At 70.8% G+C, this 25,478-nt stretch carries 26 protein-coding genes and 1 pseudogene; 7 read left to right on the top strand and 20 right to left on the bottom strand.

Annotation, left to right across the window (positions count from 1 at the left end; translation table 11 throughout):
• Nucleotides 1-25 precede the first annotated feature (25 nt).
• Complete coding sequence (locus tag HDA30_RS02015) at nucleotides 26-1,546, top strand: recombinase family protein (RefSeq protein ID WP_184240965.1); 1,521 nt, start codon at nucleotides 26-28, stop codon at nucleotides 1,544-1,546.
• On the opposite strand, the gene HDA30_RS02010 is transcribed toward HDA30_RS02015, so the two are convergent.
• From HDA30_RS02010 to HDA30_RS01965, 10 genes and pseudogenes are all read right to left on the bottom strand, one after another.
• Nucleotides 1,467-2,336 (bottom strand): hypothetical protein, encoded by an 870-nt coding sequence (locus tag HDA30_RS02010; RefSeq protein ID WP_184240964.1) that lies wholly within the window; start codon nucleotides 2,334-2,336, stop codon nucleotides 1,467-1,469. The genes HDA30_RS02015 and HDA30_RS02010 overlap by 80 nt on opposite strands.
• 148 nt (nucleotides 2,337-2,484) lie before the next feature.
• Entirely contained in the window at nucleotides 2,485-3,156 is a 672-nt protein-coding gene (locus HDA30_RS02005; protein WP_184240963.1) for a recombinase family protein, read from the bottom strand.
• 52 nt (nucleotides 3,157-3,208) lie between these two features.
• Complete coding sequence (locus HDA30_RS02000; RefSeq protein ID WP_184240962.1) at nucleotides 3,209-3,430, bottom strand: hypothetical protein; 222 nt, start codon at nucleotides 3,428-3,430, stop codon at nucleotides 3,209-3,211.
• Between the two features lie 4 nt (nucleotides 3,431-3,434).
• Nucleotides 3,435-4,115, bottom strand: coding sequence for a hypothetical protein (locus HDA30_RS01995; protein ID WP_184240961.1), 681 nt, complete (start codon nucleotides 4,113-4,115; stop codon nucleotides 3,435-3,437).
• Nucleotides 4,116-4,129: 14 nt separating this feature from the next.
• Nucleotides 4,130-4,426: a hypothetical protein gene (locus HDA30_RS01990; protein WP_184240960.1), complete on the bottom strand. Its 297-nt coding sequence runs from the start codon at nucleotides 4,424-4,426 to the stop codon at nucleotides 4,130-4,132.
• Between the two features lie 109 nt (nucleotides 4,427-4,535).
• On the bottom strand, nucleotides 4,536-4,943 hold the full coding sequence (locus HDA30_RS01985; RefSeq protein WP_184240959.1) for a helix-turn-helix domain-containing protein: 408 nt from the start codon (nucleotides 4,941-4,943) through the stop codon (nucleotides 4,536-4,538).
• A gap of 403 nt (nucleotides 4,944-5,346) precedes the next feature.
• Nucleotides 5,347-7,446: a bifunctional DNA primase/polymerase gene (locus HDA30_RS01980; RefSeq protein ID WP_184240958.1), complete on the bottom strand. Its 2,100-nt coding sequence runs from the start codon at nucleotides 7,444-7,446 to the stop codon at nucleotides 5,347-5,349.
• Entirely contained in the window at nucleotides 7,443-7,925 is a 483-nt protein-coding gene (locus tag HDA30_RS01975; RefSeq protein ID WP_184240957.1) for a hypothetical protein, read from the bottom strand. The genes HDA30_RS01980 and HDA30_RS01975 overlap by 4 nt, the downstream gene beginning before the upstream one ends.
• Nucleotides 7,922-8,149 carry a hypothetical protein gene (locus tag HDA30_RS01970; RefSeq protein WP_184240956.1) on the bottom strand — a complete coding sequence of 76 codons (228 nt, stop codon included), beginning with the start codon at nucleotides 8,147-8,149 and terminating at the stop codon, nucleotides 7,922-7,924. The genes HDA30_RS01975 and HDA30_RS01970 overlap by 4 nt, the downstream gene beginning before the upstream one ends.
• A gap of 353 nt (nucleotides 8,150-8,502) precedes the next feature.
• Nucleotides 8,503-9,123, bottom strand: a pseudogene (locus HDA30_RS01965) (ATPase, T2SS/T4P/T4SS family); the annotation flags it as partial.
• An 810-nt stretch (nucleotides 9,124-9,933) separates the two neighbouring features.
• Between HDA30_RS01965 and HDA30_RS10455 the strand changes: the two are divergent.
• The 3 genes from HDA30_RS10455 to HDA30_RS01950 are packed head-to-tail and all read left to right on the top strand — an operon-like array spanning nucleotide 9,934 to nucleotide 13,908.
• Nucleotides 9,934-12,609: an FtsK/SpoIIIE domain-containing protein gene (locus tag HDA30_RS10455; RefSeq protein WP_184240954.1), complete on the top strand. Its 2,676-nt coding sequence runs from the start codon at nucleotides 9,934-9,936 to the stop codon at nucleotides 12,607-12,609.
• Between the two features lie 4 nt (nucleotides 12,610-12,613).
• Nucleotides 12,614-13,189: a dienelactone hydrolase family protein gene (locus HDA30_RS01955; protein WP_184240953.1), complete on the top strand. Its 576-nt coding sequence runs from the start codon at nucleotides 12,614-12,616 to the stop codon at nucleotides 13,187-13,189.
• Entirely contained in the window at nucleotides 13,186-13,908 is a 723-nt protein-coding gene (locus HDA30_RS01950; RefSeq protein ID WP_184240952.1) for a class I SAM-dependent methyltransferase, read from the top strand. The genes HDA30_RS01955 and HDA30_RS01950 overlap by 4 nt, the downstream gene beginning before the upstream one ends.
• Nucleotides 13,909-13,943: 35 nt before the next feature.
• On the opposite strand, the gene HDA30_RS01945 is transcribed toward HDA30_RS01950, so the two are convergent.
• The gene (locus HDA30_RS01945; RefSeq protein ID WP_158495599.1) at nucleotides 13,944-15,407 is read right to left on the bottom strand and encodes an MFS transporter; all 1,464 of its coding nucleotides are present in this window, start codon (nucleotides 15,405-15,407) and stop codon (nucleotides 13,944-13,946) included.
• 129 nt (nucleotides 15,408-15,536) lie between these two features.
• Here HDA30_RS01945 and HDA30_RS10730 point away from each other — a divergent pair, with 129 nt between their 5' ends.
• Complete coding sequence (locus HDA30_RS10730; RefSeq protein WP_184240951.1) at nucleotides 15,537-16,307, top strand: DUF805 domain-containing protein; 771 nt, start codon at nucleotides 15,537-15,539, stop codon at nucleotides 16,305-16,307.
• A 43-nt stretch (nucleotides 16,308-16,350) separates the two neighbouring features.
• Here the strand turns inward: HDA30_RS10730 and HDA30_RS01935 are convergent, their stop codons facing one another.
• Complete coding sequence (locus HDA30_RS01935; RefSeq protein ID WP_184240950.1) at nucleotides 16,351-16,929, bottom strand: LURP-one-related/scramblase family protein; 579 nt, start codon at nucleotides 16,927-16,929, stop codon at nucleotides 16,351-16,353.
• Between the two features lie 165 nt (nucleotides 16,930-17,094).
• Between HDA30_RS01935 and HDA30_RS01930 the strand changes: the two genes are divergently transcribed.
• Both HDA30_RS01930 and HDA30_RS01925 read left to right on the top strand, forming a co-directional pair.
• On the top strand, nucleotides 17,095-18,246 hold the full coding sequence (locus tag HDA30_RS01930) for an LLM class flavin-dependent oxidoreductase (RefSeq protein WP_184240949.1): 1,152 nt from the start codon (nucleotides 17,095-17,097) through the stop codon (nucleotides 18,244-18,246).
• A gap of 98 nt (nucleotides 18,247-18,344) precedes the next feature.
• On the top strand, nucleotides 18,345-18,836 hold the full coding sequence (locus tag HDA30_RS01925; protein ID WP_158495595.1) for a MarR family winged helix-turn-helix transcriptional regulator: 492 nt from the start codon (nucleotides 18,345-18,347) through the stop codon (nucleotides 18,834-18,836).
• Nucleotides 18,837-18,908: 72 nt separating this feature from the next.
• Here the strand turns inward: HDA30_RS01925 and HDA30_RS01920 are convergent, their stop codons facing one another.
• From HDA30_RS01920 to HDA30_RS01885, 8 genes are all read right to left on the bottom strand, one after another.
• Nucleotides 18,909-20,159, bottom strand: coding sequence for a trypsin-like serine protease (locus tag HDA30_RS01920; RefSeq protein WP_184240948.1), 1,251 nt, complete (start codon nucleotides 20,157-20,159; stop codon nucleotides 18,909-18,911).
• A 78-nt stretch (nucleotides 20,160-20,237) separates the two neighbouring features.
• The gene (locus tag HDA30_RS01915; protein ID WP_184240947.1) at nucleotides 20,238-21,251 is read right to left on the bottom strand and encodes an SseB family protein; all 1,014 of its coding nucleotides are present in this window, start codon (nucleotides 21,249-21,251) and stop codon (nucleotides 20,238-20,240) included.
• The gene (priA, locus tag HDA30_RS01910) at nucleotides 21,248-22,039 is read right to left on the bottom strand and encodes a bifunctional 1-(5-phosphoribosyl)-5-((5-phosphoribosylamino)methylideneamino)imidazole-4-carboxamide isomerase/phosphoribosylanthranilate isomerase PriA (RefSeq protein WP_184240946.1); all 792 of its coding nucleotides are present in this window, start codon (nucleotides 22,037-22,039) and stop codon (nucleotides 21,248-21,250) included. Before priA ends, HDA30_RS01915 begins: the two co-directional genes overlap by 4 nt.
• Nucleotides 22,040-22,106: 67 nt before the next feature.
• The gene (locus tag HDA30_RS01905; protein WP_184240945.1) at nucleotides 22,107-22,262 is read right to left on the bottom strand and encodes a hypothetical protein; all 156 of its coding nucleotides are present in this window, start codon (nucleotides 22,260-22,262) and stop codon (nucleotides 22,107-22,109) included.
• Nucleotides 22,262-22,945 (bottom strand): imidazole glycerol phosphate synthase subunit HisH, encoded by a 684-nt coding sequence (hisH, locus tag HDA30_RS01900; RefSeq protein ID WP_184240944.1) that lies wholly within the window; start codon nucleotides 22,943-22,945, stop codon nucleotides 22,262-22,264. The genes HDA30_RS01905 and hisH overlap by 1 nt, the downstream gene beginning before the upstream one ends.
• On the bottom strand, nucleotides 22,942-23,559 hold the full coding sequence (gene hisB, locus HDA30_RS01895) for an imidazoleglycerol-phosphate dehydratase HisB (protein ID WP_184240943.1): 618 nt from the start codon (nucleotides 23,557-23,559) through the stop codon (nucleotides 22,942-22,944). The genes hisH and hisB overlap by 4 nt, the downstream gene beginning before the upstream one ends.
• 171 nt (nucleotides 23,560-23,730) lie before the next feature.
• Complete coding sequence (locus HDA30_RS01890) at nucleotides 23,731-24,954, bottom strand: histidinol-phosphate transaminase (protein WP_184240942.1); 1,224 nt, start codon at nucleotides 24,952-24,954, stop codon at nucleotides 23,731-23,733.
• 55 nt (nucleotides 24,955-25,009) lie between these two features.
• The gene (locus HDA30_RS01885; protein WP_184240941.1) at nucleotides 25,010-25,411 is read right to left on the bottom strand and encodes a LysM peptidoglycan-binding domain-containing protein; all 402 of its coding nucleotides are present in this window, start codon (nucleotides 25,409-25,411) and stop codon (nucleotides 25,010-25,012) included.
• Nucleotides 25,412-25,478 lie beyond the last annotated feature (67 nt).

The raw sequence follows: 25,478 nt of genomic DNA, 5'->3' as shown, positions 1-25,478 counted from the left end.
CAACGTTAGCGCTAGGCTTCGGCTCATGGTTCCCCGCGCCGTCATCTACGCCCGTATCTCCGTCACCTCGGAGGAGTCCGTCTCGATTGAGCGTCAGCTCGAAGCCGCCCGGCAGTACGCCGCCGCTCGCGGCTGGGAGGTCGCCGCCGTCTTCACGGACGAGGGCATCAGCGCCACGCACAACAGCCCTGAGGCCCGGTCAGGGTGGTCGGCGTTGCTGCGCTACGACCAGCCGTACGACTTCGTGGTGGTCTGGAAGATTGACCGCGTGGCCCGCCGCATCACTGACTTCTGGGACGCCGTCAAGACGCTCCAGGGGCGAGACCGTGCCTTGGTGTCCATCGGCGACAACCTCGACATGTCCTCCACCGTGGGGCAGATCGTGGCGGGAGTGCTGGCAGGCTTCGCGCAGATGGAAGCCGAGGCCATCAGCTCCCGCGTCGCCGCCGCCCGACGGCACCTCCTCCAGAACGGGCGGCTCCCGGGCGGGACGGTGCCCTACGGCTGGCGCGCGGTACCCAACCCTGACGGGGCAGGTAAGGTCCTCGCGCAGGACCCTGAGCGCATCGAGTACGTCCGTGAGGCGGCTGACCGGGTCAGGGGTGGGGCCACCCTCTACTCCGTCGTGCAGTGGCTGGACGAGGTCGAGGCCCCGCTCCCCCGCGCCTCGCAGTCCCGCCGCCGCGAGGGCTCAGGCTGGTCCTACACGACGCTGGAGCGGCTCCTACGGAATCCGGTGCTGGCCGGCATGGTGTCGTTCAACCCCGGCAACTCCTCCAAGATGCGCGGCTCCGAAGTCCTCCGTGACGAGAACGGCCTGCCGGTGGTGGACCCCGCCGTAGCGATCATGACGCCGTCCGAGTGGCGGGCGATGGTGGCCGCGCTGGACGCCAACGACACTGGCCGGGCCAAGCCCCACGCCCTCCGCGCTAAGACCTCAGCCCTGCTGTCGGGGCTGGTGTGGTGCGGGCACTGCGAGGACTCCGAGGGTCACCCCGTCCGCATGCACCGAGGCACAACCCAGGGCCGCGAGTCTTACTCCTGCCCCCGCTGCCACCAGACCATCAGCCGCATCCAGGACTACGTCGTCGAGCAGTTCCTCTGGGCCAAGGGCGAGCACGTCCGCTGGACCCCGGTCAGGGAGGTCTACGAGAGCGGGGCGGCGGTGCTGCCCGAGATCGAAGCCCGGCTGGACGAGCTCGACGCCGCGATCCGTGACGCCCCTGACCGTGACGCTCGACGCCGCCTCCAGGAGCAGCAGGACGCCCTGCTGGACCTGCGTGACGAGAAGCGCGCTGAGGCTCCCAGAACGGAGCTCCGGTACGAGGACGCGGGGTTCTTCGCTGAGGCGTGGGCCGAGGCCGAGGGCGTCGAGGCTCAGCGGGCCGTGCTGGACGACGCCCTAGAGCGCATCACGGTCGTCCGAGGGCGGACCGGGCGCGGCCTGGACAAGTCACGCCTGACGTTCAGCTGGCGGCACCCCGATCAGGTCGGTCCGCTGGAGGATCCGTCGCAGGAGGAGCTGGCGGCGTGGGCTGAGGACTGACCCGGTCAGGGGGACCATCCGGGATAACTCGCGGGGCCGGGTCGCCGATCTTCCAGTCAGGGGGCAAGTACCCATTGCGCTTGAGTTCCGCCAATGCACGACGAGCGCGACGATTGGTTGCCCGACGTTCGCGCCACCGTTGGAACCGGACCCGTCGCGGGTCAAGGTTCTCCAGCTCGCGCTTGAGGCGTCGCACCTCAGCGGGGCGGTGGAGGGAGAGGTCGAAGGCAAGCTGGCGACCGCCGTCTGCGTGCACCCACCATGTGCTGCCGTCCACGTCGTCAAACAGCATGGCGACGCCGTCGTCAACACTGAGGCCGACCTCCTCCTCGGAGAAGGTCTCCTCAAAGGCTTCGCCCGCCGCTACCACACCCACCCAGAATGCAGACTCCGCGGACACCAGTCGGTCCTTCGGGACGTCTGCGAGATCCAGATCTGGGGATGACTGAACCAAGTAAGCCCGGCTGATTGGCCGGGCGGACTTGTTGTACACGGCGAGGTCGACCCAGCCATACTCGTCGGGGCCCTCCAGCACGAGGGTCACTGCTTCGATGCGCTCGTACCGCTCTCGCTGCCCCGCCTCGATGCGGTCTAGCCGCCCCTCAAGCTCCGACCGCCGATGCCTGCGGTTCTCGTGGCGTGTCAGAGTCACTGTCACGACCACGACGGCCAGCGACCCGGCTGCGGCCCATGCCTCCGAAAGGTTGCCGATGTTCAGCGTGTTCCACCAGTTGGTGAAGCCGCCCAGGACCGAGCCAACCCACATCCAGAGCGCATGCCACCAGTCCATGCACCTCAGCGTAGACGCCCCCTGACCCGGTCAGGGGCCTCCGCCTCCCTCTCCTCCCCTCTCCCGCGAGCGCGGGCCGGAAGTACCCCCGCGCCCGTTTCTAGGCTGAACGTGCCGGAGACGGGAAGAGAGGGACGGAGAGGGAGTGTTAGACAGTCACCGCCTTGGCGGCCTCGCGCTCAGCACGGTCCAGCATCTTGCTGACGGTGGCGGGCCACCACTTCCCGCCCGTGGCGGTGGGGATGCCCTCGGCGGTCAGCTGCTCGCAGACCGCCCACAACGTCAGGCCCGACGCCCTCAGCTCGCGGGCCCGGCTGACCGCGTCAGGGGACACCGCCACCGGCCGCCCACCCCGGCGCATACGGTCGCGCACCTCGGGCGGGAGCTGGGCCATAGCGGCACGCGTGCGCTCCCCGATGCGCCGTCGCTCCATCTCAGCGAACGTGGCCGTCACCTGGGCCATCGCCCGCCCCGTGAGGGTGGTGGTATCGACCCCGAGGTCGAGGCAGACGACGTCCCAGCGCTGGCGCTCGGCGTCGTCGAGGATGCGGGCGAAGTCCGCCACGGACCGGCTGAGGCGGTCGAGCTTGCTCACGGCCAGCACGTCGGCCCGGCCCGCCTTCAGGTCCGCGAGCGCCTGGGCCAGCACCGGGCGGCCCTTCAGGGACTTGGCCGAGGCGGCGTCCTCTCGGCGCAGCTCCAGCTCCCAGCCTCGGGCCTCGGCCTCTTGGGTGAGGTCCCGGACCTGGACCTCGGGGCCGATGTCCTGCTTGTTGGTGCTGACGCGGATGTAGCCGATGACGCGGCGAGGGGTGCTCATGCTACAAATTTTTACTAACGGGGTCCCCCATTCGTAAAACTCCCCATCTGAACTACTGCCCGGCCCCCGCCCGCACGCCCTCGACGTAGCCGTACAGCCGCGCTCGCAGTCTCACGTCTACGGGGTCGGACTCGTCAGCCGGGAGCGCGGCGAGAATCCCCTCCAGCAGGTCCGCGGCCCCCTCGACGTCCGAGGGGGTACGGGCCGGGGCGGACGGCACGGAGACGGACGCCTCCGGCTGCTCGTCCACCCACTGACCGTTCACCCACGGCACGGGCTCAGTCCTCCCCGGTCAGGGCGGTGCCGGCGTCGATGGCTCGGAGCAGCGGTGACCAGTGCGCCGACGGGCTCAGCAGCCCCCCGGCTGTGTCGTACATGCCGAGGCGGGTGCCGTCCAGGGCGTTCAGGTCCTCGGCGGTGCGGGGGGCGGAGCCGTGCTCGGCGTAGTACCGGGAAGAGGACGCCTGCACCCGCAGGAGCGTCCCCTCGTCCTGCAGGTCTTCCGCCACGGTGTTGGGCCAGCTCGTGGCCTCACCCGTGAAGGGGTCCCGGCTGGCCGGGGCCACCTCGAACGACGCTCCCGCGTACTCCTCCAGGGCGGTCAGGAGCTTGTCGATGCGGGTCTGGGCGGCCTCGGCCTCGGCGGCCTTGGTGGAGGCGGCACGCGCCAGCTCGTCCGCATCGAGTCCGGCGGCAGCTCGGAGCGCCTCGGCGGACTCGGCGCGGTGCTGGGCGGCCTTGGCCCGGTACGCGGCGACGAGACGGGTCTGAGCGTCGATGGCGGTGGTGATGGCCTGGGCCTGACCCGGGTCAGCCACCAGCGCATCCACCGACTCGGACTCCATAGCGGCGATGCGCGCCTGAGCCTCCTGCGCCTGCCGCTCCCTCTCCTCGGCGGCGCGCTGGGCGCGGGCAGCCGCCTGGACTGCGGCGGCGGCGGTCTTGTACGTGGTCTTCATGCGGGGGCCTGCCTTCAGCGGTGGTCGGGACGAGGGGCGTCACCGAGGAGCTGCGCTCCCCCGGTGCGAGTGGGCACGACGGTCTCGCGCACCCGCATCAGCACCCGCCGTCGCCCGCTCGGGGACTTCTGGGAGCGGCCAGCCTCGACCACCACAGCAGCCGGACGGGCCGAGGCGCTGGGGGCCCGGTCAGGGGCCGGGGCGGCGGGCGTGCGGCCCTCCAGTGCCTCCACCACGCGCTCAGCCTGGGCGGCATCGTGGGTGGCGGCACCTCGAAGGGCCTCGGTCAGGCGGGCGTTCTGGTCGGTCATGGGTCCTCCTCAGAGATTCGAGAACGAGCGGCCCCGGCGGAAAGGAGTACCGGGACCGCTCGATTTCAACTCTCGTGGGCGGGAGCGGAGAGGCCCGCCCGCCGCGCGCTCAGCCGCGTCCCCCGCGTGCCTCGATGTACTCGGCCAGGGACCGGGGGTTGATGCGATGGGTGCCGCGAACGCGGCGGGCCTCCACGTGCTCGTCCTTCGCCCAGCGGCGGGCCGTCGAAACGTCGACGCCCGCCCGGTCAGCGGCCTCCTTCACGGTCAGCCACTCGGCGGGCGGCTCCGGCAGCGGGGGCGGGGCCGGGCGCTGGGCCCGATCGCGCGCCCACATCGCCTGGGCGAACTTCAGCTGGCCCCAGCCGGTGGCGATGGCCTCACGGGTGGACGGCGGCTGACCGGCGACGGTGGCCGCCAGCTCATCCCAGGTCAGCCGGGTGCAGATCAGGTGGGCCAGCGGTGCCGGCACGGCGGCGGTCACCTCGGCCAGGGTCGGGCGCGGGTAGTCGGGCATGGGGGTGTTCCTCTCGTGTCATGGGGTCCTCGCGCGTGAAGCGGCGATGGGTCTTTGGGGTCCGTGCCGGAGGGGGACCTTCCAGGGCCGAACGGGGGCGGGGTGGGAGCTAGTGCCCTCGGGGGCGTTTACGGCCGTCAGGCGGACGTCTGGGGATGCGGAGCGCCACGGGTGGCGGCGGACGGCACTGTGGGCCCGGTCAGGGGATGCAGCCCCAGCCCGGGGGGCCTTGGGGGCCTGGGGGCCCTGGGGGCCTGGTGGGGTGAGGGGGGCGGCGGGGACCAGCCCCAAACCACCCGAAACGGCATGTTTTAGAGGGGGGAAAAGGATTTTCTTGATGTCCTTCTCGCCCACCCCCTCGCCCCACTGGGGGCCTGCAGGCCCCCAGGCCCCCAGAACCTGATCAGGCGGGCTGCGACCCGCCAGGGTGCAGCCGCTCCCCCGCGTCCTGCTCGATCCAGTCCTGCGCGACGGCCTCCCCGACCGCTGCGGCACGAACCACCTCGCGGTCGTTGTAGTTGCGCAGGGCCCGAGTGACGCAGGTACTGGTGCAACCCTCAGCAGGGCCATGCTTCTGCTTCCCGCCGTCCCCGCCCTTCTCTCCGTCGGCGTGCTTGCGCACTGTCCGATAGATCGCCTTGGCGGCCTGCATGTGACGCTCAGACCGCACCTCCGCCGCGCCCTCAGCGCGGGCGGCGTCGAGTCTGCCGAGGTTGCGGCGCTCGCGGGCAGTCGCCTCCGCGAGCGCGGCCTTGCACTCCCGCTGCACTGCCAGCGACTCGTCGACGATGATGCCCGCGAGCGCCCACCACTCCTCCGTGATTTCGATCTGTCCGTGGAGCAGGGCCAGCGCCGCAGACACCTTGAGACGGGTGAGGTTGAGGTGGCCCTCCAGCTCGTTGCCCCCGCCTCGGGCCTTGCGGCGCGCGGCGGCGCGGACCTCCTGCTTGATGGACTCCGGGTAGTCGATGACTGCACCGCTGACGAGGCCGTCAGGAAGGGACCAGTCGAGAGAGCCGGGCCACGCCACGTCGCCCTCCCCCTCGTCGGGGATGGTGGGGTCGGTAGTGCGTACCCACACAAAGCGCTGAGGCGTGCCCGCGTCGGCGTCGTCGAGGAGCGAACCGGAGCGCGTCGGCTGCACCGCCGCCATCACCACCAGGCGGTAGGAGCCCCCAGGCACGAACCGTCGGTTCTCGGCCTTGGCGTTCTCCTGTCCAAGGGCACCGCCGGTCAAGGCTGTGCGCAAGGCCGGGGCGACCGTAGCGCCAGAGCGGTTCTGGGAGGCCCCAAGGGTGTCGATCTCGTCCACCGTCATCAGCCGGTGCGGGTACTGGATCAGGACGTTGCCCTGGCCCTTCTGGAATTCGAGGAACGTTTGGGCCAGCCCCTCGCCGGAGCCAAGAGTACGCTCGATGAACCGCTGTTCCTCCCCTGCCTGGCCCAGCAGCTCCCGGGACACCTCGACAGTCGCGGTCTTGCCACTGCCCGGGGGGCCAACCAGTGCCCCTCCCAGGTTGAGCGACGCCCGCGAACCCACCACCGACGGGAGCATGACGTCCGGGGGAAGCTCGGCCAGCACCCGGCCCAGCATGTACACCAGCAGCGCCGGAGCGGACACAAGACGAGAATGAGCAGCCGCGCGAACCTTGCTCAGCACGGGCGTCGCGCTGAACACGTCCTCGTACCCGTCGTGGTCGGCCAGGGCCATGCCCAGCGCTCGCGGGAGCATGCCCTCGAACTCCGGCCTGAAGTCGTCGGGCCCCTCGGCGTTGAGCAGCAGATCCCGCAGGGCCCCGACCCCCCGCTGGGCCGAGTACAGCCCCGCCCCCGCGTCTCGGAGGACATTAGGCAGCACGCGGATGCAGGTCTCGTTACGGCCCATCTCGGTGAGCAGCTGGCGTGCCCACTCCACCCGCTCGGACAGGTGGAAGTTGGCGTCGTCGGCCTCTGCGGTGTGCCCCGCCAGGAAGGCCCCCACCTGATCCGAGGTGGCAGGCGCGGCCGACTGCCCCGCCGCGCGGAGATGCTGGCGCAGCTCCTCCGGCAAAGGGGCGATGCCGCGCGACTCCCACGTGTACTCGTGCCCGTCGGGGTGGATAGACGGCTCGACGACGATGTAGCCCACGCCGCGCACGTCCACCCCCGGCCCTAGGTCGTGGGAGTTGCTCAGGGTCTCCCGCGTCGAGTAGACGGCGTGGAAGCCCTTGCGGGTGCGCTGGCGGGCGGTGGGGTAGCGGTCGAGCAGCTTCACGACCTTGGCCTCGGGCTCGTCCACGTCGATGGCGACGAGCCCGTTCATGCTCATGGGCAGGCCCACGTTGTGGTCGTCCCAGCTGAAGCGCTCGCGGTCCGTAGTGGCGTCCCTGAAGCCGTGGGGGGTGGCAGGGTCCTTCGTGCCCGGACGCAGCGGAAACACGGCCAGCCCGGCCCGCTGGTACGCCTCGGCGGAGAGCTCCCCTGCCGGGATGCTGACGGGCGTCTGAGTGGCGGTCTGGGTCATCGGGCACCGCCCTGATCCGCGAGCTGCTCCAGCGCCAGCTCCAGGTGCTCAGCGGGCTCCCCCGCGAACGTGGTGAAGTCGGCAGGATCACTCAGGAGCGCCGACAGCTCCCCGACGATTGCGGGGTCCGCCGGGATGGACGGACGAGCCTCGCGCGCCGGAACGTCCAGCACGTCGGCGCACACGGCGCACAGCCCCGCGTTGAACAGGAGGTGCTGCACGCGTCCGTCCCTGCGGGAGAGCGGTACCGGCTGCACCACGAACACCGCGCTCGGGGCGGTGGCGCACTTGTCGCACGTGACCTCCCAGTGGCGACGGGCCAGCGTCCCCACAGCAGGCTGAGGCGTGGCGTGAACCGCCACTGCGGGCAGTCCCCGGCGTACGGACTCGTTCAGTCGGTTGGCCAGACGCGTGTCGCGGTCGAGGGCGGCGTGGATGCGTTCGGATGCCCACTCACGGAAGGCGGGTGAGGTGCTCATCGGTCAGCACCCCCGGTCAGGAGAGCGGCGATCGCGGTGCGGGCGCGGGCCGAGGGGGCGTACTCGTCCGCGAGCGCCAGCCGCACGTCCCGGAGGAGCTTGGCCTCGACGAGCTGGCGGCGATGCTCAGCGACGATGGGCGTCTCTGCGCGATCGCGGATTGCGGCACCGAGACGGCCACGCAGGACGGTGATGGGGGTGGTGAGGGAGTCGTCAAGCGACATTGGGGGCCTCCGGAGGCAGTAGGGGTCTCTGTCCGAGAGCGGCCCCCTGCGGCGTTCAATCCGGTTTACCGAACGTCACGCAGGCGTGCTCCCCTTGCCTCCGGGTCACGAGAGCGGGGCCCGCCGAGGGACTGCGAGGCCCGGATCAGGCCTCCCCTGGTGTTCCCTGCTACCGGCTGGGGGGCGTCCCGGTAGCGTGCTCGTCTTGCTCTGCCCTGAGCGGCGATTAAGTTGTGAGTTGAAGCCTAGCTATGTTCTTGTCGAACGCCTACTTGCGGGCTAATTCACGGCCTGACATGGGCCGATGCGGTTAGTCCAATCGCTGCCAGGGCCACACTGAAACCACCTTGTTCTCTGCCGGCCTGGGTCGCCCCAGAGACCAGAACGTTCATCCCCGCGTCGACGCAGGCGTCGAGAAATCGAGCCGCCTGCACCGTCAGCGATCCCGCGTGCACCAGGTCCTCGAGCCGGTGTGCTCGCGCGATGAACTTGCGGATATTCACCGCCCAGTGACGCCTCGTGATGTCCGGGATCGCCACATGCAGACGCGAGCCGTCCGGTAGCGCCGCATCCACGAACGGGGTGGACAGGTCCAGCCGACGCCCTGAGGTCTTGAGCATCTGCTCGACGAGGTCACGCACCTGCTGTTCCGTCAGGACGATTCCGGTGAGTTCAGATCGCCCCGAACGCGCACAAAACACCTGATCCGGCGCGTTGATCCACACCTCTTCCACCTGTGGATCGTCCAAGAGCGGCTGCAGCGGGCCCAATCCGGCCACGGCATCAAACAATGCGGATCCTGCGGCACCAGGATCGGCCAGCGGAGGCAGCGACCCCCGGGCTGCGCGGGCCTCATAATCACGGATCGCCTCCGCGATCAGGGTCCGCACCGATTCGGGTTCGCGCTGCGGATCGATCTCACGCCGCCTGATGATCTCGCGCAGTTCCTCTTCGAGAATGCGCACTGCATCCATGACCTGCTCCCCTCCCGAGCACGTGACACGTCAGTCCGGTTCGGCCTCCCACCCCGCGCGTCATCGACGACGGTGGACGCGGTGCCATCCCGTGCACCGTGAACCGCGACCAGCCTAACGTGTTCACCATCACTTTGCCGCATTCACGGTTCGACTGTGGACAACGCCTGATCCACGTCGCACTCCGGTTATCCACATTCTCGACAGGCCTGCTTCACGGGACCGAGGCCAGTGCAAGACTTCCTCCTGCGGTCTTTGAGTCGATGACGGGACGACGACGGACCGACCACGAGAGGCGGACACGGCCGAGGGGGAAACGTGACCTGGATGGTGGAAGTGCTCGGGTTGCCCGGCATACAGCGTTGGGCCGTGTCCGCTCTCCCATCCGACCCGACCGAACGCGATCGGCAGGTCCAACGTCGCTTCACGCCGTGGAAACTCTCTGTGGCGCGTGATCGCGGACGGCACGTGGTGTACATCGCCCGGCCCCACTCGGCCGCGCCCGTCAGCTCCAGCGGCCCAGCTTTGAGCCTCATCACGACGACCGGACCGGATGCTGGCCGGGTGGCTCCTCTGTCGCGAGCCGGCCTGACCACCGGACGGGGACGGAGTCAATGGCGCATTTCGGATCCGAGCGCACCCTCCGACGCGACTCATTTTTCAGCGGGTGCGGCGGGCATTCTCACTCAAGCCCGGACACCGACGCCGACGGACGTCACCGAGCCTGACGACCACCGGCTTCGCCTCGGCGACACCGCGCTGGACGTCAGCCGCGGCGCGGGCACACCCCTGTCAGACCACGGCGCTTCCGTGGAAGCGGAGATCGACGTGTCCGCGGCCCCGTCGGAGACCTCACCGATTCTTCCGATCGTGATGGCGGTCGGACCAATCCTGATCGGGCTGATTCTGGCAGTGACGACCGGACACTGGTTCTTCCTGCTGTTCGGACTGCTCTCCGTCATCGCGACAGCAGTCATGCTCACCCTCCAGCGGCGAGACCGCCGCGCCTTCGGCGCAACCGTGCAGCGCCGTGCCCAGGATCGGGCCGCAGCTCGTGCTCGCGCACTGCCTGACCCCGCGCAGATCGTCAGCGCGTGTCGTTCGACCGGCTCGGACCGGTTCGGCCTGGCGTCCCGTCACGACACCGCCGCGACTCCTGCCGGAGGCTCCGTCCTGACCCCCTCGACATCGGCAGACGACGGCGGCCCTGTGCTCCTGTGGGGTGCGGCGCGAGGAGAGATGGGGCTCAGCGGCGCCGCCTCACACACCGGACGGTGGGCCTGGACGGCGGTCTGCCAGCAGCCCGCCGTGAGCACGCTTGCACGCACCGGCGTGCGGGTGAGCGGCGAGCCGGGCCGACTGGCGCCAGTGACTCGGTGGGTGCTGTTCCAGCTTCTGCTCACCTGCGCCCGGGACCAGCGCGCTCTGGTGGTCCAGACCCCGCGACGCACTCTGACTCTCTGCCCGGACGACTCCGGCGAGATGCCGGTCAGCGCCGTCCTTGAGTGCGCGGACGGCCCATGGCTCGACACCGTCATGGCCACGTTCACCGGGTCATCAGTTGGGCCGGCATGCAGCGCCTGCGACGACGCGACCGGTGCATTCGATCCGACGACGCCACGCATTCGCATGGGCGCCCCGCCGTGCGACGACGTGTCCCTCAAGGGCGACGTCACGGCCGAAGACCACATCGACCTGACCTCCAGGCAGGCACATCTGGTCTCCCAAGGACAGCATCTGAGCGAGCTGCAAGCACTGGGCATCAGTCCGACGACGCTGGCGTGGTGGTGCGAAGAGCTCGCCTTCGACCTGCGACAGGGCCGTGAACTGGGCGACCAATCCACGCTCCCGCTCCAGTTGCCGGAGCAACTCGCCGACCGCAGCGCCGTCGACCGGCTGGAGGTTCCACTCACCGGCACATCCGGGAACGGAACGCCAGGCGTCACGGTCGACCTGGTCGCCGACGGCCCGCACATGCTCATCGCGGGGACGACCGGCTCCGGAAAGTCAGACCTGCTGCTGAGCCTGTTGGTGGGCGCCTGTGCCGGGCACGCCCCTGCCGAAGTGGCTCTGGTGCTGTTGGATTTCAAAGGCGGCGCAAGCTTCGGCTGTCTCGAACAGCTGCCGCACACCATGAGCGTCGAGACAAACCATGTGGACGCCACATCCCTGCGAGCCCTCGACGCCATTTCCGCCGAACTGCGGCGCCGGGAGAAGCTCTTCGCCGAACACCGTGTCAGTGACTACCGGTCTTTTCGACGCAGGCACCCCCAGCACACCTTGCCGCGCCTCGTCGTGGCCATAGACGAGCTCAAGGTGCTGATGGAGGAACGCTCGGAGGCGGCGGGCGTGCTGCAACGTCTCGCCGCGACGGGCCGGTCGCTGGGCTTCCATCTCGTGATGGCCACGCAGCGGGCCACCGGAACAGTCACCGCCGACATCCGGTCGAACCTCGGTTCGGTCATGTGCCTGCGCACCGCCACCGAACAGGAGTCCTGGGACCTGCTGGGCTCCTCAGCCGCGGCCAAGATCCCGGCCGACCGTCCAGGCACCGTGCTACACGCACGCCCAGGAGAAGAACCACACGGATTCCGAGCCTCCCCGTGGGTCAGCCGCCACGCCGAGCCGCAGTGGACACCCTGGGGTGAAGCCGCCGCACAGACCCGACCGACCGACTGGGACGCCGTGATCGCCGAGCTGACCGACGACCTCGCCGCCCTGAAGCTTCCCGTTCCGGCCGCGGTGGTCTCCCCCGCACTGCCCGAGGCGTACCTACCGCCGCATCCGAACCCCGGCGACGTACCGACCGTGGCCCTGCGCGACGACACAGCCGACGCCCGCCATGTGCCGGTCCCCTGGCCCCGGGGCGCCGCCGGAGGCACCGCCTGGCTGATCGACGCCCCCGGTGGATGTACACCGGTGCTGAGTCGGCTGCTGACCGATCTGGCCGCCGAGGGCCACCCGGTGCTGGTGCTCGACGGGCTCGGCCTCGTCGCCGACGCCGCCGACGGACTCCTCACGCGCCACAAGCCCATTGTCCCCGACGACTTGGCCCAGCCCGAGGCCGTCCAGGACTTCCTGACACGGCTGCGAGACTGCGCCGACGCGGACGGCACCCTGCTGGTCACCGGGTGGACCATGTGGGCCAGCATCCGCGTCGACGGCGCCTTTCACGGACTGGACGACGAGATCCTGCGCTTCCTGGCCTGCTCGGCCGGGCAGCGCCTGCGCGTCGCCGCCATCGGTGGCCGGGACCTCGCGGTCTCCCGCCTGCTGCCTCACCTGCCCCGACGCTTCTACGTTCCGGCCGGCATGACGTCCGAGGCCCGCATGGCCTGGCCCCGCCTCATCGGGGTCCCCGCCCTGCCCGGTCGCGCCGTCTACGTCAGCCCGGAGCACCCCGAGCCGGGAGTGCCCGCACAGCTCGCCCTGCTCTCGGACGCCTCCGCTCCCAGCGGGCCAGCGTCCGTCACGGGACTACGCTGAGCCCATGGCCCAGATCATCCTCGTCCACCACGCCCGCGGCCTCACCGACGGCGTGCGCGCCCTCGCCGAGCAGATCGCCGCCGGCGGCCACACCGTGCACACCCCGGACCTCTACGACGGACGTGTGTTCGACACCGACGACGCCGGCCTGGCCCACCTCGAGGCCCTCGGCGACGAGTTCCTCGCCCGGGGCATCGCCGCCGCCGCCGAACACCGTTCCGCCTCCGTCATCGCTGGCATCGGAGCCGGTCTGCGCCCCGCCTTCAAGGCCGCCCAGACCGTCCCCGCCTTCCGCGCCTGCATCGGCGTCTCCGCCGCCCTGCCACTGAACGCCTACGCCCCACTCTGGATGCCCCACGTCGCCCTCCAGCTACACCTGGCCTCCCGGGACCGGCACGTCATCGACGCCGCCCTGCCCCTGGCCCGCTCCTACGCCGCCACCGCCGAAAAGCCGGACAACCCCGCCGACCTCTTCGAATACGACACCGACGCGCACCTGTTCATGGACACCACCGACCCCGGCTACGACCCCGCCCTCACCGAGACGCTCGTGCGCCGCATCCACGAACTGCTCGCATGACCGGCCACCGACACGACCATGCAGCGCAGGGCCGGGCACCCACGGGGCTCTCTGCTCCGCCCGCCGCCACCGACCCGCGTCAGCTCTGGGAGCAGCGCTACGGCGACGGACAGGTCTGGTCTGGCCGCGTCAACACCACCACCGCCGCACTCGTTGACCCGCTGCCACCTGGCCGCAGCCTCGATCTCGGCTGCGGCGAAGGTGGCGACGTCCTCCACCTCGCCCGCCGCGGCTGGCACGCCCTCGGGGTCGACATCTCGACCCACGCGATCGCCCGCGCCCGCCAGGCCGCCGCGGACCGTGCCCACAAGCTCACCGGCACCGCCGCCTTCCACGCCCTCGACCTCTCCGCAGACGACGACGCCTGGGACCGCCTCGCCGGATCGGGCGGCCTCGACCTGGTGACCGCCAGCTTCCTGCAATCCCCCGTCGCCCTCGACCGCGCCCGGATCCTCTCGCGCGCCGCCCACGCCTTGGCCCCCGGAGGACGCCTCGTCGTCGTCTCGCACGGCGCTCCCCCTGCCTGGGCTCCGCCCGAGTTTGCCGACGACCCTGCCCGCTTCCCCTCGCCCCAGGACGAGCTGGACACCATCGGTGCCCGAGGCTGCGCCACCGGGCTGCGCGTCCTGATCGCCGAACAGCGCGACCGCCCCGCCACCGGCCCCGACGGGCAGCACGACACGCTCGTCGACACCGTCGTGGTCGTCGAACGCCTCTGACCTTGCCGCCCAACCGGGCCCGGCGAACGCCTCACTCAGCCGGCCGCACGCGAGACACGCCGCCGACGCAGCACCGTCAGCGCGCCCGCCACGCACACCAGCACCAGCCCGGCCGCCGCGACGACCAGGTAGCCCACCCACGGGTGGAACGCGTCGATGAACAGCCCCACCAGCGGGGCGCCCATCGCCGCGCCGGCCGTCATCGCCGACCCGTAATAGCCCATCGCCTCGCCGCGACGCTCCTCCGCCACCAGCGTCGACAGGCGCGAGGACGCCGCCGCCAGCGTCGGGGAGGTCAACAGACCCGAGGGCAGCGACGCGAACGCGAGCGCCCACACCCCATCGACGAACGCCATCGGCACCGTGAACAGCGCGAACAGGCCCATCAGCACCAGCGGAGGCACATCCCTGCCCCACGCCCCGTAGAGCAGGCCTCCGATCGCCGACGCCCCGCACCAGAACGCATAGACCACACCCACCGAACCGGCCAGACCGACCCGCTCGAGCTCGGCGACCATCGTCACCTCCGTGCCGACCAGCACAATGCCGGCCGCCATCGCCACCACCAACACGGCGAGCGCCGGCGGACTCACCCAGCCGAAGGCGCGCACCCGCCACAACCGCAGCCGCTCGGCCCGCGTCACGACCACGCCATCGGCGGTGGCGCCCTCCCCGACCGCGGTCACGCCGTCCGGCCGATCGACGCCGGCAGCGACCGGACCGGACCCGTCGGGCGCGATCATCGGCATCGACCCGGTGATCGCAGGGATCGCGTCCGTGACCACCGGGATCGCCCCCGTCGCCAGATCCGGCGCGGTCACGTCCAGGTGCATCGGTGCGCCCTGCACCGCCTGCGCGAGCGCCTGCTCCCGGTCGTCGGCCTCCGTGTACGCCTCGGGCCCGACCCCCGACACCTGCGTCGACCGAGTCGGCGGATTGAACCAGATCAGCAGCAGCCCGCCCAGCGCCGCGGACCAACCGACGATCATCAGCCCCCACGCGCTCGACCAGGACGCGGCCACGACCGCCCCGAGCGCCGGGCCCATCATGAAGATCGTCTCCGTGATGATCGAGTCCAGCGCGAACGCGGTCTGCCGGTGCCGTCCGTGCGTGAGCACCCCCAGGCCCTGCCGCACCACGGAGAAGATCGGCAGGGAGAACACCCCGCCCACGAACACGAGGGCGAGCATCCACGGGTAGGGCACCCACGGCACCAGGGACCACACCAGTGCCTCCATCACCACCGACGGCACGAGGGCACGCCGCAGGCCCTGCACATCGATCGCCCGGCCACGCCACGGCGAACCCACCGCGATGCCCAGCGTCATCGCCGCCGCCGCCAGCCCGGCCTGCCCATAGCCTTCCCCGAGGGTGACCGCCACGTGCAACGTCAGGATCACGCCGGCCGCGGTGTGCGGGAACCGGGCGATGAACCCGACGAGCAGCAGATTCCTGATCCTCCCGTCGGCAAGCAACCGCCCGTATGCGCTGAAATCCATGCCGTCATGGTAGGGCTCACACCGCACGGTGGCCTGAGGCCTCGCTTAGACTGTGCGCGACCATGGGCACGCTGCGCGCGTGCCCGATTCCCGAGCCCGCGGGGATCATGAGGACGGTGGAGGGCCGCTGTGAACGATGAGATGAACCGCGACGACGCGACCGGGCAGGACGCGAGTGCCCCTGACGGGCAGAGCCATGCCACTGGGCAGCGCCACTACAGCCAGGCCCCCTACGGGCAGAGCCACGTCGGTCACGAGCCGTACCGTCAGGAGTCCTACGGTCAGACGTCCTACAACGACCAGAGCCAGCCCGGGTACGCCCAGGGTTACGGAGCCCAGCAGCCGTCCTACGGTCAGGGCCCCGGTGCCGCCCCGGCCTACGCCGGTTATGGCTACGGCGGCCCCGGTTACGGCATGACGCCGCCGAGCACCCAGCCGGGCACCAGCGTCGGACCGGTCGGAGCGCTGAAGCTGTTCTTCAAGAAGTACTTTCAGTTCCACGGCCGCTCGCGCCGGTCCGAGTACTGGTGGATGGCCATGTGGTACACTCTGCTGTTCGTCACGTTCCTCCTTCTCTTCGCCCTCATCATGGTGACGACGAGCGAGGCCACCGCCACGGGCTCGGAACTCAGCAACGGCGGCGCCGCGATGATCATGGTCCTGCTCCTCTTGCTCGGAGTCGTCCTCCTCGGCACCGTGATCCCGAACATCGCCCTGACGGTGCGTCGCCTGCACGATGCGAACCTGTCCGGGTTCTTCTACTTCCTGGCGTTCATCCCCTACCTCGGCGGCTTCGCCGTGCTTGTCATGACGGTGCTGCCGTCCAAGCCCGAGGGCGCCCGTTTCGACGACCCCACGGCTCGCCCGCCGCAGCAGACCGGGGCGGACGTCCACATCTGAGCCACATCGACCGCGCACCACGGCCACGCCGCACCGGACGGCCTCAGCTGGATCGGCTGCGCTTGGCCCGGATCAGGTCGAGGGCGACGGCGGTGCCCAGGACGGCACAGCGCACGACCGGCGGCATCTGCGGGTCGAGATCCAGCCGGTAGGCCGATCTGCCGCGCAACAGCTTCATAAGCCCCCTGAACTCGGCGGTGACCCGCGCGATCGGCACCTCGCCGGCCACCATCTGATAGTCGTGGTCGAACAGGTTCCCCGTGACGGTGTATGCCGTGCCGTCGGCCACCCGCACGGAGACGGCGGTGCGCATCAGGCTCAGCTCCTGGCGCAGCTGGGCCAGGGGCTCACCGTGCGGCCCTGTCATCGCGTAGACGTCACGGCCGAGGGTGGCGGGATCTGAGAGACGGAAGAGCACACGGTCATCGCGCGCGTCGAGCACGTCGAACTCCCGGGCGCCCATGAGCATGCGTGAGAGGCCACCTCCGCGCGTGACGACCGTGGCCACGGGCGTGCCGTCGGCCTTCGTGACGCTCATGTCGTTGGAGAGCATCGTCGAGGTCTGCTGCAGGGCGAAGGAGTCGGCCTGGGCGAGTGAGCCGGCGTCGATGATGTGATCCATAGGCTCCATCATGCCGGGCTGGCCGGTACCGCGTCTGCGGTCTGGGCCCGGGCAACCTCGACCACCGGAGGGCGTACGGAGCGCCTGACATCCCACCCCCAGACGCATATACTTCAGTTTTGAATGAAAACACCCGGGGTTTCTGGGTCGACGTCAGGAGCGGGCATGCAGTTCGGCATCTTCACCATCGGCGACATCACCGTCGATCCCACCACCGGCCGTCGGCCCACCGAGCACCAGCGCATCACAGACACCGTGCGGATCGCGAAGCACGCCGAGCAGGCCGGCTTCGACGTGTTCGCCACCGGGCAGCACCACAACCCGCCGTTCGTCGCCCCCGGGAATCCGCCCACACTGCTGGCGTTCCTGGCCGCGCAGACCGAGCGGATCATCCTCTCAACGGCCACCACGCTGATCACGACCATGGACCCGGTGCGCCTGGCCGAGGACTATGCCTACCTGCAGCACCTGGCCGACGGCCGCGTGGATCTGACCCTCGGCCGCGGCAACACGGGCCCCGTCTACCCCTGGTTCGGCAAGGACATCCGGGACGGCATTGAGCTGGCCCTGGAGAACTACGGGCTGCTGCACCGCCTGTGGCGCGAGGAGTCCGTGCACTGGCAGGGCCGATTCCGCACGCCGCTGCGCGAGTTCACCCTCACCCCGCGCCCGCTCGACGGCGTCGCCCCGTTCGTCTGGCACGGCTCGATCCGCTCCCCCGAGATCGCCGAGCAGGCCGCCTACTACGGCGACGGTTTCTTCCACAACAACATCTTCTGGACCAGAGAACACGTGACCCGGATGGTCGAGCTCTACCGTCGGCGGTACGAGCATTACGGTCACGGCGCGGCCCACCAGGCGTATGTGGGCCTGGGCGGGCAGGCGTTCATGCACAAGGACTCACAGGAGGCCGTGCGCCGGTTCCGCCCGTACTTCGACAACGCGCCCGTCTACGGCCACGGACCGAGCCTTGAGGAGTTCACCGCACAGACGCCGCTGACGGTCGGCTCACCCCAGCAGGTCATTGAGCGGACCCTCGGTTTCCGCGACTGGGTGGGCGACTACCAGCGTCAAATGTTCCTGATCGACCACGCCGGGCTGCCCACGGACATGGTGCTCGAGCAGATCGACCTGTTCGGCGAGCACGTGCTTCCCGTGCTGCGGCGGGAGTTCGCCGCGTTGAAGCCCGACGACGTGCCCGAGGCGCCCACTCATCAGCGGCTCGTCGACCGCGCCCGCCGCGGCGAGGAGCCGGTGCCCGGTGGAGGGGACGGCCCTCGCGCCGGAGGGCTGCCGGGCAGCGCGGCCAACCGCTGACACCGCCAAAGCAGCCCCCGAACGGACCCCGCCGTCCCGCCTGACCTGGTCTGACACAATGTCCCCGACCCGGACGCACCCCCTACCGGAGACGAACGATGCCGAACGAGCGCCTCACCGAATCGCCCGACGCCGCTGAGGCCCCGTCCCCCGCGGCCCGCGCCGTGTGGCGGACCTACTTCGAGGCCGGCCAGCGCCTCTCCCACGCGCTGGAGCAGCGGCTGAAGTCCGAGTGCGGCATGAGCCTGGGCGACTACAACGTCCTGTTGCTGCTGGTCGACGCCCCGGGTGGATCCCTGCGACTCGGTGAGCTCGCCCGCCACATGGTGTTCTCCCCCTCGCGCCTGACATACCAGGCCGGCACCCTGGAGAAGCGCGGACTGATCGCCCGTTCAGTGTGCGATGACGACCGGCGCGGCATTGTCGCGACGATCACGGACGAGGGGCGAGCGGCCTTCCGCCGGGCCGCCGCCGTCCATGCCCGGCAGGTCGACGAGCTGTTCCTCACCGATCTCGACGAATCCCAGCTGCGCACGCTGCACGAGGTGTTCTCGAGCCTCGCGCGTCGTCTGGACGAGCAGGCGGGCTGAGCCCACGGAGACGGAGAAGGGGCCCGACGACCACGTGGTCGTCGGGCCCCTTCGGCCTTCGGTGCGAACGGGTCAGCCCGTGATGACCGTCCCCTGCGAGGAGATCGTGTCGGTGCCGAGCGTCAGGTCCATCTGCGGGGCGCCCGCAGAGCCGTCAACAGTGGTCACGTCAACCCAGCCACCAGCCGGGACCTCGCCCGGGACCGGGCCCCAGGCGTAGGGCTCACCGGCGAGATCGAGGCTGTAGGTGCCGGTCACGGCGCCCGAGGCGTCGTACGAGGTGACCTGGATCAGCTCGAAGCCGCCCTCGGTGGTCTCGAAGCGCATCGGGGTGCCCGCGGCCGCACCGGCGGCCGGAGCGGTCGAGTAGGTGTAGGCGTCCCAGTACGCCGAGGACGGAGCGATCGACTGCGTCGTGCCCGTGGCGGCCGGGGCCTGCTCGGCGGCCGGCTGCGGCGCGGTCTCAGCAGCGGGCTGCTCAGCGGTCAGCTGCTCGGCCGGCGCCTGCTCAGCTGCCGGGGCCTGCTCGGCGACCGGCTGCTCAGCAGCGGGCTGCTCAGCCGGAGCCTGCTCGGCGACCGGCTGCTCGGCCGGGGCCTCGGCAGCGGGCTGCTCAGCCGGAGCCTGTTCAGCCGGGACCTGCTCAGCCGTCGGGGCCTGCGCCTCGAGCTGATCGAGGGACTCGACCGGCACGAAGATGGTCGACATCTGCTCGGCCTGGCAGCCGACGAGATTGCCGTTCGCGTCGTACTCGAGCGGAGCCAGCCCGGAGATCACACCGACCACGCGCTGCTGGGCGTCGTACACCGCACCGCCGGAGTCACCGGCGTGCGTGGTGGCCGCGTCGAGGGCCGCCTGATCGGTGTAGACGTCGTCGCAGACCTGGCTGATGTTGAAGGTGGTGCCATCGGCCATCGAGTTCTCGGCGCCCATCGGCACGGACGAGCCGTGCGTGTAGAGCGTCTCCTCGGAGGCGACCTGGGACGCCGCACGGGTGCCCCACTCGCCGATGACCTCCACGCCCTCGTCGAGGGCGATCTGCACGGCATCGACGCCCTGAGGGCCATCCGTGGCCGAAACGGCACCGATGCGCTCGCCCTCGGCGGTGTGCACCGGGGAGCCGACCTGCCACGTGCCGGCACCGCAGTGCTCCGCCGTGTAGGCCGTCGTGTCATTGACCAGGGTGAGGCTGCACTGGCCGGACGGGACCGACAAGGCGGTGCCCTGCGTCACGGCCGGCGCCGCGGCGGCCGGACCGGCCAGGCCCACCGCTGCCGCACCCAGCGCCGCCGAGGCGACGCCGATTCTGAGAGTTCTGCGCATGAACGCGTCCTCCATGGATGTTGTTGTGAGCCGTCGCTCGGCTCTGTCTACCACGGCACATACTAGCCGGTCAGACGGTCACGGCGACCGGAGCGAGATCTCCACGGAGTCGGCTCGCTCGCTCAGCAGCGCCAGGTCTGCCAACAGCATGCGCAGCGTCGTCGTCATGAGTCGTCGGTCGGCGTCGTCCGCGTCGCGGGCGGGCATGGCGACGACCTGCAGCTCCGGCCCGGAGCCGCCGCCGCTCATGACTCGGCCAGAAGCGGTGCGGGCGGCCACGCCCGTGCCCGGAGCCAAGCCGAGGTTCAACAGATGGGGCACCAGATCCGCAACGGAGGCGATCTCCTCGGCCAGCTCCTGGTCCCGGTAGGACGGGATCCACGTTTTCTGCTGCGCGAGTGCCCACACGGCCGGTCGACGCACCACGAACGTATGCTCGGCGCCGGCGTCGACGACGACGAGTTCGCACCCCTCGTCGACGGCGGAGAGGCAGGCGCGCGGCATCCACACGGCGACCGGTCGGGCCTGCGGGTTCCATGCCGTCAGGGCCGGCACCGAGGTGAACACGGGCAGCGCCTTCCGGCCGTCGGCGGCCTCGAGCGTGACCAGCGCGACATCTGCCTGCTTGTCGCCGTGGTGGGTGTGTTCGGATCCGTCGTCGTGGACGTGGACGTGCTCGGAGTCCTCGGCGAGGGTGGGCACGACGGCGGCGAACACGCGGATCCGCGAGAGCACGTCCACGGCGTCCTCCTCGGAGGCCTGCTGGGCCGCGAGCCGCCGCATCGTCTCGTCCCACTCCTGTGGCGCGGTGCCGTCATCCGCGTCGAAGGCGTGCAGTGGGTTCGACGAGCCGTCGATCCCGGTACCGGAGAGGTCGCGGTCGGCCCAGGGGACGCCGGCGGAGTCGGTGAGACCGCCCTCGGGAGAAGCCGTCCGGACCCGGTCAAGCGCCGCGCGGATGTGCCCGGGCAGCTCGCGAGTGCCGCGGGGCACCGTGACGTTCTCACTCGCCTGAGCCGCACCCCGGTCGTCGGCGCCGCGGTCCACGGTGGGCTCTGTGCTCTGGTCGGCCTCGGGCCGCTGCGCGGTCATGACTGCACCTGCGCGTCGAACGGCCGGTCCGCGCGGGCCCTGTCCGGGCTCGCCCCTGCAGCGACGTCGAGGGCCTGCGACAGGGAGAACCTCCCGGCATAGAGGGCCTTGCCCATGATCGCCCCTTCCACACCGGCCGGGACCATCTGCCGCAACGCCTCGACGTCCTCCAGGCTCGCGATGCCGCCCGAGGCGACAACCGGCTTGCCGGTGGCCTCGCAGACGCGGACGAGCAGCTCCGTGTTCGGCCCCTGCAGAGTACCGTCCTTGGTGACGTCCGTGACGACGTACCGGGCGCAGCCGGCCTGCTCGAGACGGTCCAGCACCTCCCACAGATCACCGCCCTCACGCGTCCAGCCGCGAGCAGCGAGCACGCCGTCGCGCACATCGAGCCCGACGGCGATTCGCTCCCCGTGCTCGGCGATGACGCGCGCGGTCCAGTCCGGGTCCTCGAGCGCGGCGGTGCCGAGGTTCACCCGGGTGGCGCCCATGGCGAGGGCGTGGTCGAGGGACGCGTCGTCGCGAATGCCGCCGGAGAGCTCGATCTTCACGTCGACCTCGTCGAGCACGCGCTGCATCACCGCTCGGTTGTCGCCACGTCCGAAGGCGGCGTCGAGATCGACCAGGTGGATCCATTCGGCGCCGGCGTCCTGCCAGTCGCGGGCGGCCGCGACCGGGTCGCCGTACGAGGTGGCCGATCCTGCCTCGCCCTGGACCAGGCGGACCGCCTGGCCCTGCTGCACGTCGACGGCCGGCAGCAGCTCGAGCCGGCTCGGGGTTGTCGTCATGATGATGGTTGCCCTTCTGTGGGGGTCGGTGTCGGGCGGCGGGCGACGCGGCGGCGCCGGCCCAGAGTCATTCGAGGGTGAGCATCGCGGCGGCGATCGCCATGGCGGCCAGCACGAGCACGATCGCGATCGCCCACCGGGGCGCCTTCTGAGTGCGCATCGACCAGGCGCCGCCGAGCAGCAGACCGCCGAGGCCGAGGTAGAGGACGGACCAGTACGGCATCAGAGCGTCTCCACCCAGTTGCGCAGCAGGCGCAGCCCCGCCTCACCGGACTTCTCCGGGTGGAACTGGGTGGCGCTCAGCGGGCCGTTCTCGACGGCGGCGACGAAGTCCGCGCCGTGGTGCGCCCACGTGACCTGTGGCGGGCGCATGGCCGCGATCGTCTGGTCGAACTCCCAATCCAGCACGGCATAGGAGTGCACGAAGTAGAAGCGCTCGTCCTCGACGCCGCGGAACAGCACGCTGTCCTCGGGCGGGCGGACCGTGCTCCATCCCATATGCGGGAGCACGTCGGCGGGCAGCTGTTCGACCACGCCGGGCCACTCGCCCATGCCCTCGGTGCGCTCGCCGTGCTCGACGCCGGCGTCGAAGAGGACCTGATGCCCCACGCAGATGCCGAGCACCGGGCGGCCGCCGGCGACGCGACGCCCGATCCACCGGGTGCCGCCCGACGCGGCGAGGGCGCGCATGACGGAGCCGTAGGCGCCGACCCCGGGCACGACGAGACCGTCGGCAGCGAGCACCTGCTCGGCGTCAGCGGTGAGCGACACGGCCGCGCCCGCATGCTCGAGGCCACGCAGCACGGAGTGCACGTTGCCGGAGCCATAGTCGAGGACGGCGACGGTGGGCCGGGCGACCCCCGAGGCGGCGGTGGCGACCGGCTCGGTGACGGCGTCGGTGTTCACAGGGCCCCCTTGGTCGACGGGATGTCGGTGACGCGCGGATCGTCCTCGACGGCCGCGCGCAGCGCTCGGGCAAACGCCTTGAACTGGCACTCGACGATGTGGTGCGGGTCGCGGCCGCGCACCAGATCCATGTGCAGGCAGATGCCGGCGTGGGCGGCGAGGGACTCGAACACGTGTTGGGTGAGCGAACCGGTGAAGTGGCCGCCGATCAGGTGGTACTGCTGCCCGTCGGGCTCGCCGACGTGCACGAGGTACGGCCGACCGGACACGTCGACGACGGCGCGGGCGAGGGCTTCGTCGAGGGGGACGGAGGCCTCACCGAAACGGCGGATCCCGCGCTTGTCGCCCAGGGCCGTGCGCAGCGTTTCGCCGAGGCTGATGGCGACGTCCTCGACAGTGTGGTGCACGTCCACGTGGGTGTCGCCGCTGGCCGCGACAGTCAGATCGAGCTGCCCATGACGGGCCAGGGCGGTGAGCATGTGGTCGTAGAACGGCACTCCGGTGTCGATGCGGGCGCAGCCGGAGCCGTCCAGGTCGAGCTCGACGCGCACGTCGGACTCGCCGGTGGTGCGGTGGATGCGGGCGCGGCGGCCTTCGATGAGCTCTGCGTTCATTCTCTCTCCTTCAGGCGAGGTCCGACGTCGGTGCGGGCGCGGTGGGGCGCGACGCTGAACGACGTCGACCCATGTTACGGAGTCCACCGGCCGTCCTGCGGTTCTCCCCGGCCAGATGCTTCTCACCGGCCCGACCGCCGCACGCGCGGCCTGCGCCGACGCACCGCCCGCTCACGGGGCGAGAACCTGCGTCAGGGCCTCGAGGAAGGCGTCGACCTCCTGCTCGGTGCCCGCCGTCACGCGCAGGTGCCCGGGGATGCCCACGTCTCGCACCAGCACCCCACGGCTCAGCAGCGCGTCGAACACCGCGGACGCGTCCTCGAAGCCGCCGATGAACACGAAGTTCGAGTCGGACGCGGCGGGCGCCAAACCGAGCCGGGCGGCCTCGACCACGATGCGGTCCCGCTGCGCCATGATCTGATCGACCGTCTGCAGCAGCGCGTCAGCCTGGCGCAGCGCGGCCAGGGCGGTGGCCTGCGTCATCGCGGACAGGTGATAGGGCAGTCGGACCAGGCGCAGGGCGTCGGCCACGGCCGGGTCGGCGGCGAGGTAGCCCAGACGCGCCCCGGCCAGCGCGAACGCCTTGGACATGGTGCGGGTGACCACGAGGCGGGGCCGACCGGGCAGCAGCGTCAGCGCCGACGGTGTCCCTGGCCGGGCGAACTCGGCGTAGGCCTCGTCGACGACGATCATCGGAGCCGGTCCGCCTGCCACGGCGAGCCGCTCCCCGGCGCGATAGGCGGCGTCCACCACGTCGAGCTCGAGCGCGGTGCCCGTCGGGTTGTTCGGCGAGGCGAGCACGACGACGTGCGGGGCGTGCCGGGTGATCGACTCAGCCACGTGCTCGGCGCTCAGGGTGAAGTCGTCGGCCCGCCCCGCGTCGACGAACTGCGTGTGTGTGCCCTCGGCGAGCAGCGGATACATGGAGTATGAGGGCTGGAACGCGAGCAGACGACGCCCCGGCCCGCCGAACGCCTGCAACAGCTGCTGCAGCACCTCGTTCGAGCCGTTGGCGGCCCAGACCGCCTCCGCAGTGAGCCCGTGCCCGAGATAGTCGGCCAGCGCCTCGCGCAACGCGGTGAACTCGCGGTCCGGATACCGGTTGAGCCCCGTGGCGATGTCGCCCACGGCCTGCGCGATGGCCTCAGCCACGCCCGGCGGGACGGGGTGGGTGTTCTCATTGGTGTTGAGCCGCACCGACACGTCGAGCTGCGGTGCTCCGTACGGCGTGCGACCGCGCAGGGCCTGCCGTAACGGCAGGTCGCTGAGCCGTACCCGGTCGAGCGGGGCCACGCCGCCGTCGTTGTGCACCGTCACGGCACATGCCGGGTCGTTCGGTGTGTTCGCGGTCGGCGACTGCCCGGCCTGTGCCGCCTTCGTGGCCTGTGCATCCATGGCGTCAGTGTAGGAATCCGCGCAGCGGGCGACACCCACAAGTCACGACGAGACGTCAGCGGCCAGCCGGGACGAACAGCTCGGTCCCCGGCTGCAGCTCGGCGCCCTCGAGCTCATTCAGCTGCGCGATGCGCTCCATGGTGGTGTACCGGTCCGCGTCCGGGTCCGCCTCGGCGGCCACCTCCCACAGTGTGTCCCCCGGAGAGACCACGACCTTCTCGAGCTCGGCCCCCGATCCGGCGGCGGAGACCGCTGCGGGCGAGAACCCGATGTTCAGCGCGGACAGGGCGAACGCCGTGAGGGCGGCCATGGCAAGCATGAGCGGCAGCCCACGCAGCACGAAGCGGCCGCGCCGGTTCAGGCGCACGGCGTTCCGCCCCGAGCTCGTCGGCCGGTCGAGACGACGCGGCAGACGGGCGGCAAGAGCGGTGATGTCGGCGGTGTGAGTGATCGTCATGATGACTGCCTTTCCCTCCGTGCGCGCCCGCCGGACTCCGCTTGTCCCGACCCGGAGGTCGCGGGGA

Origin of the sequence: Micrococcus cohnii (assembly GCF_014205175.1) — a bacterium.
Lineage (GTDB): Bacteria > Actinomycetota > Actinomycetes > Actinomycetales > Micrococcaceae > Micrococcus > Micrococcus cohnii.
This window is presented reverse-complemented; position numbering and strand designations above follow the sequence as displayed.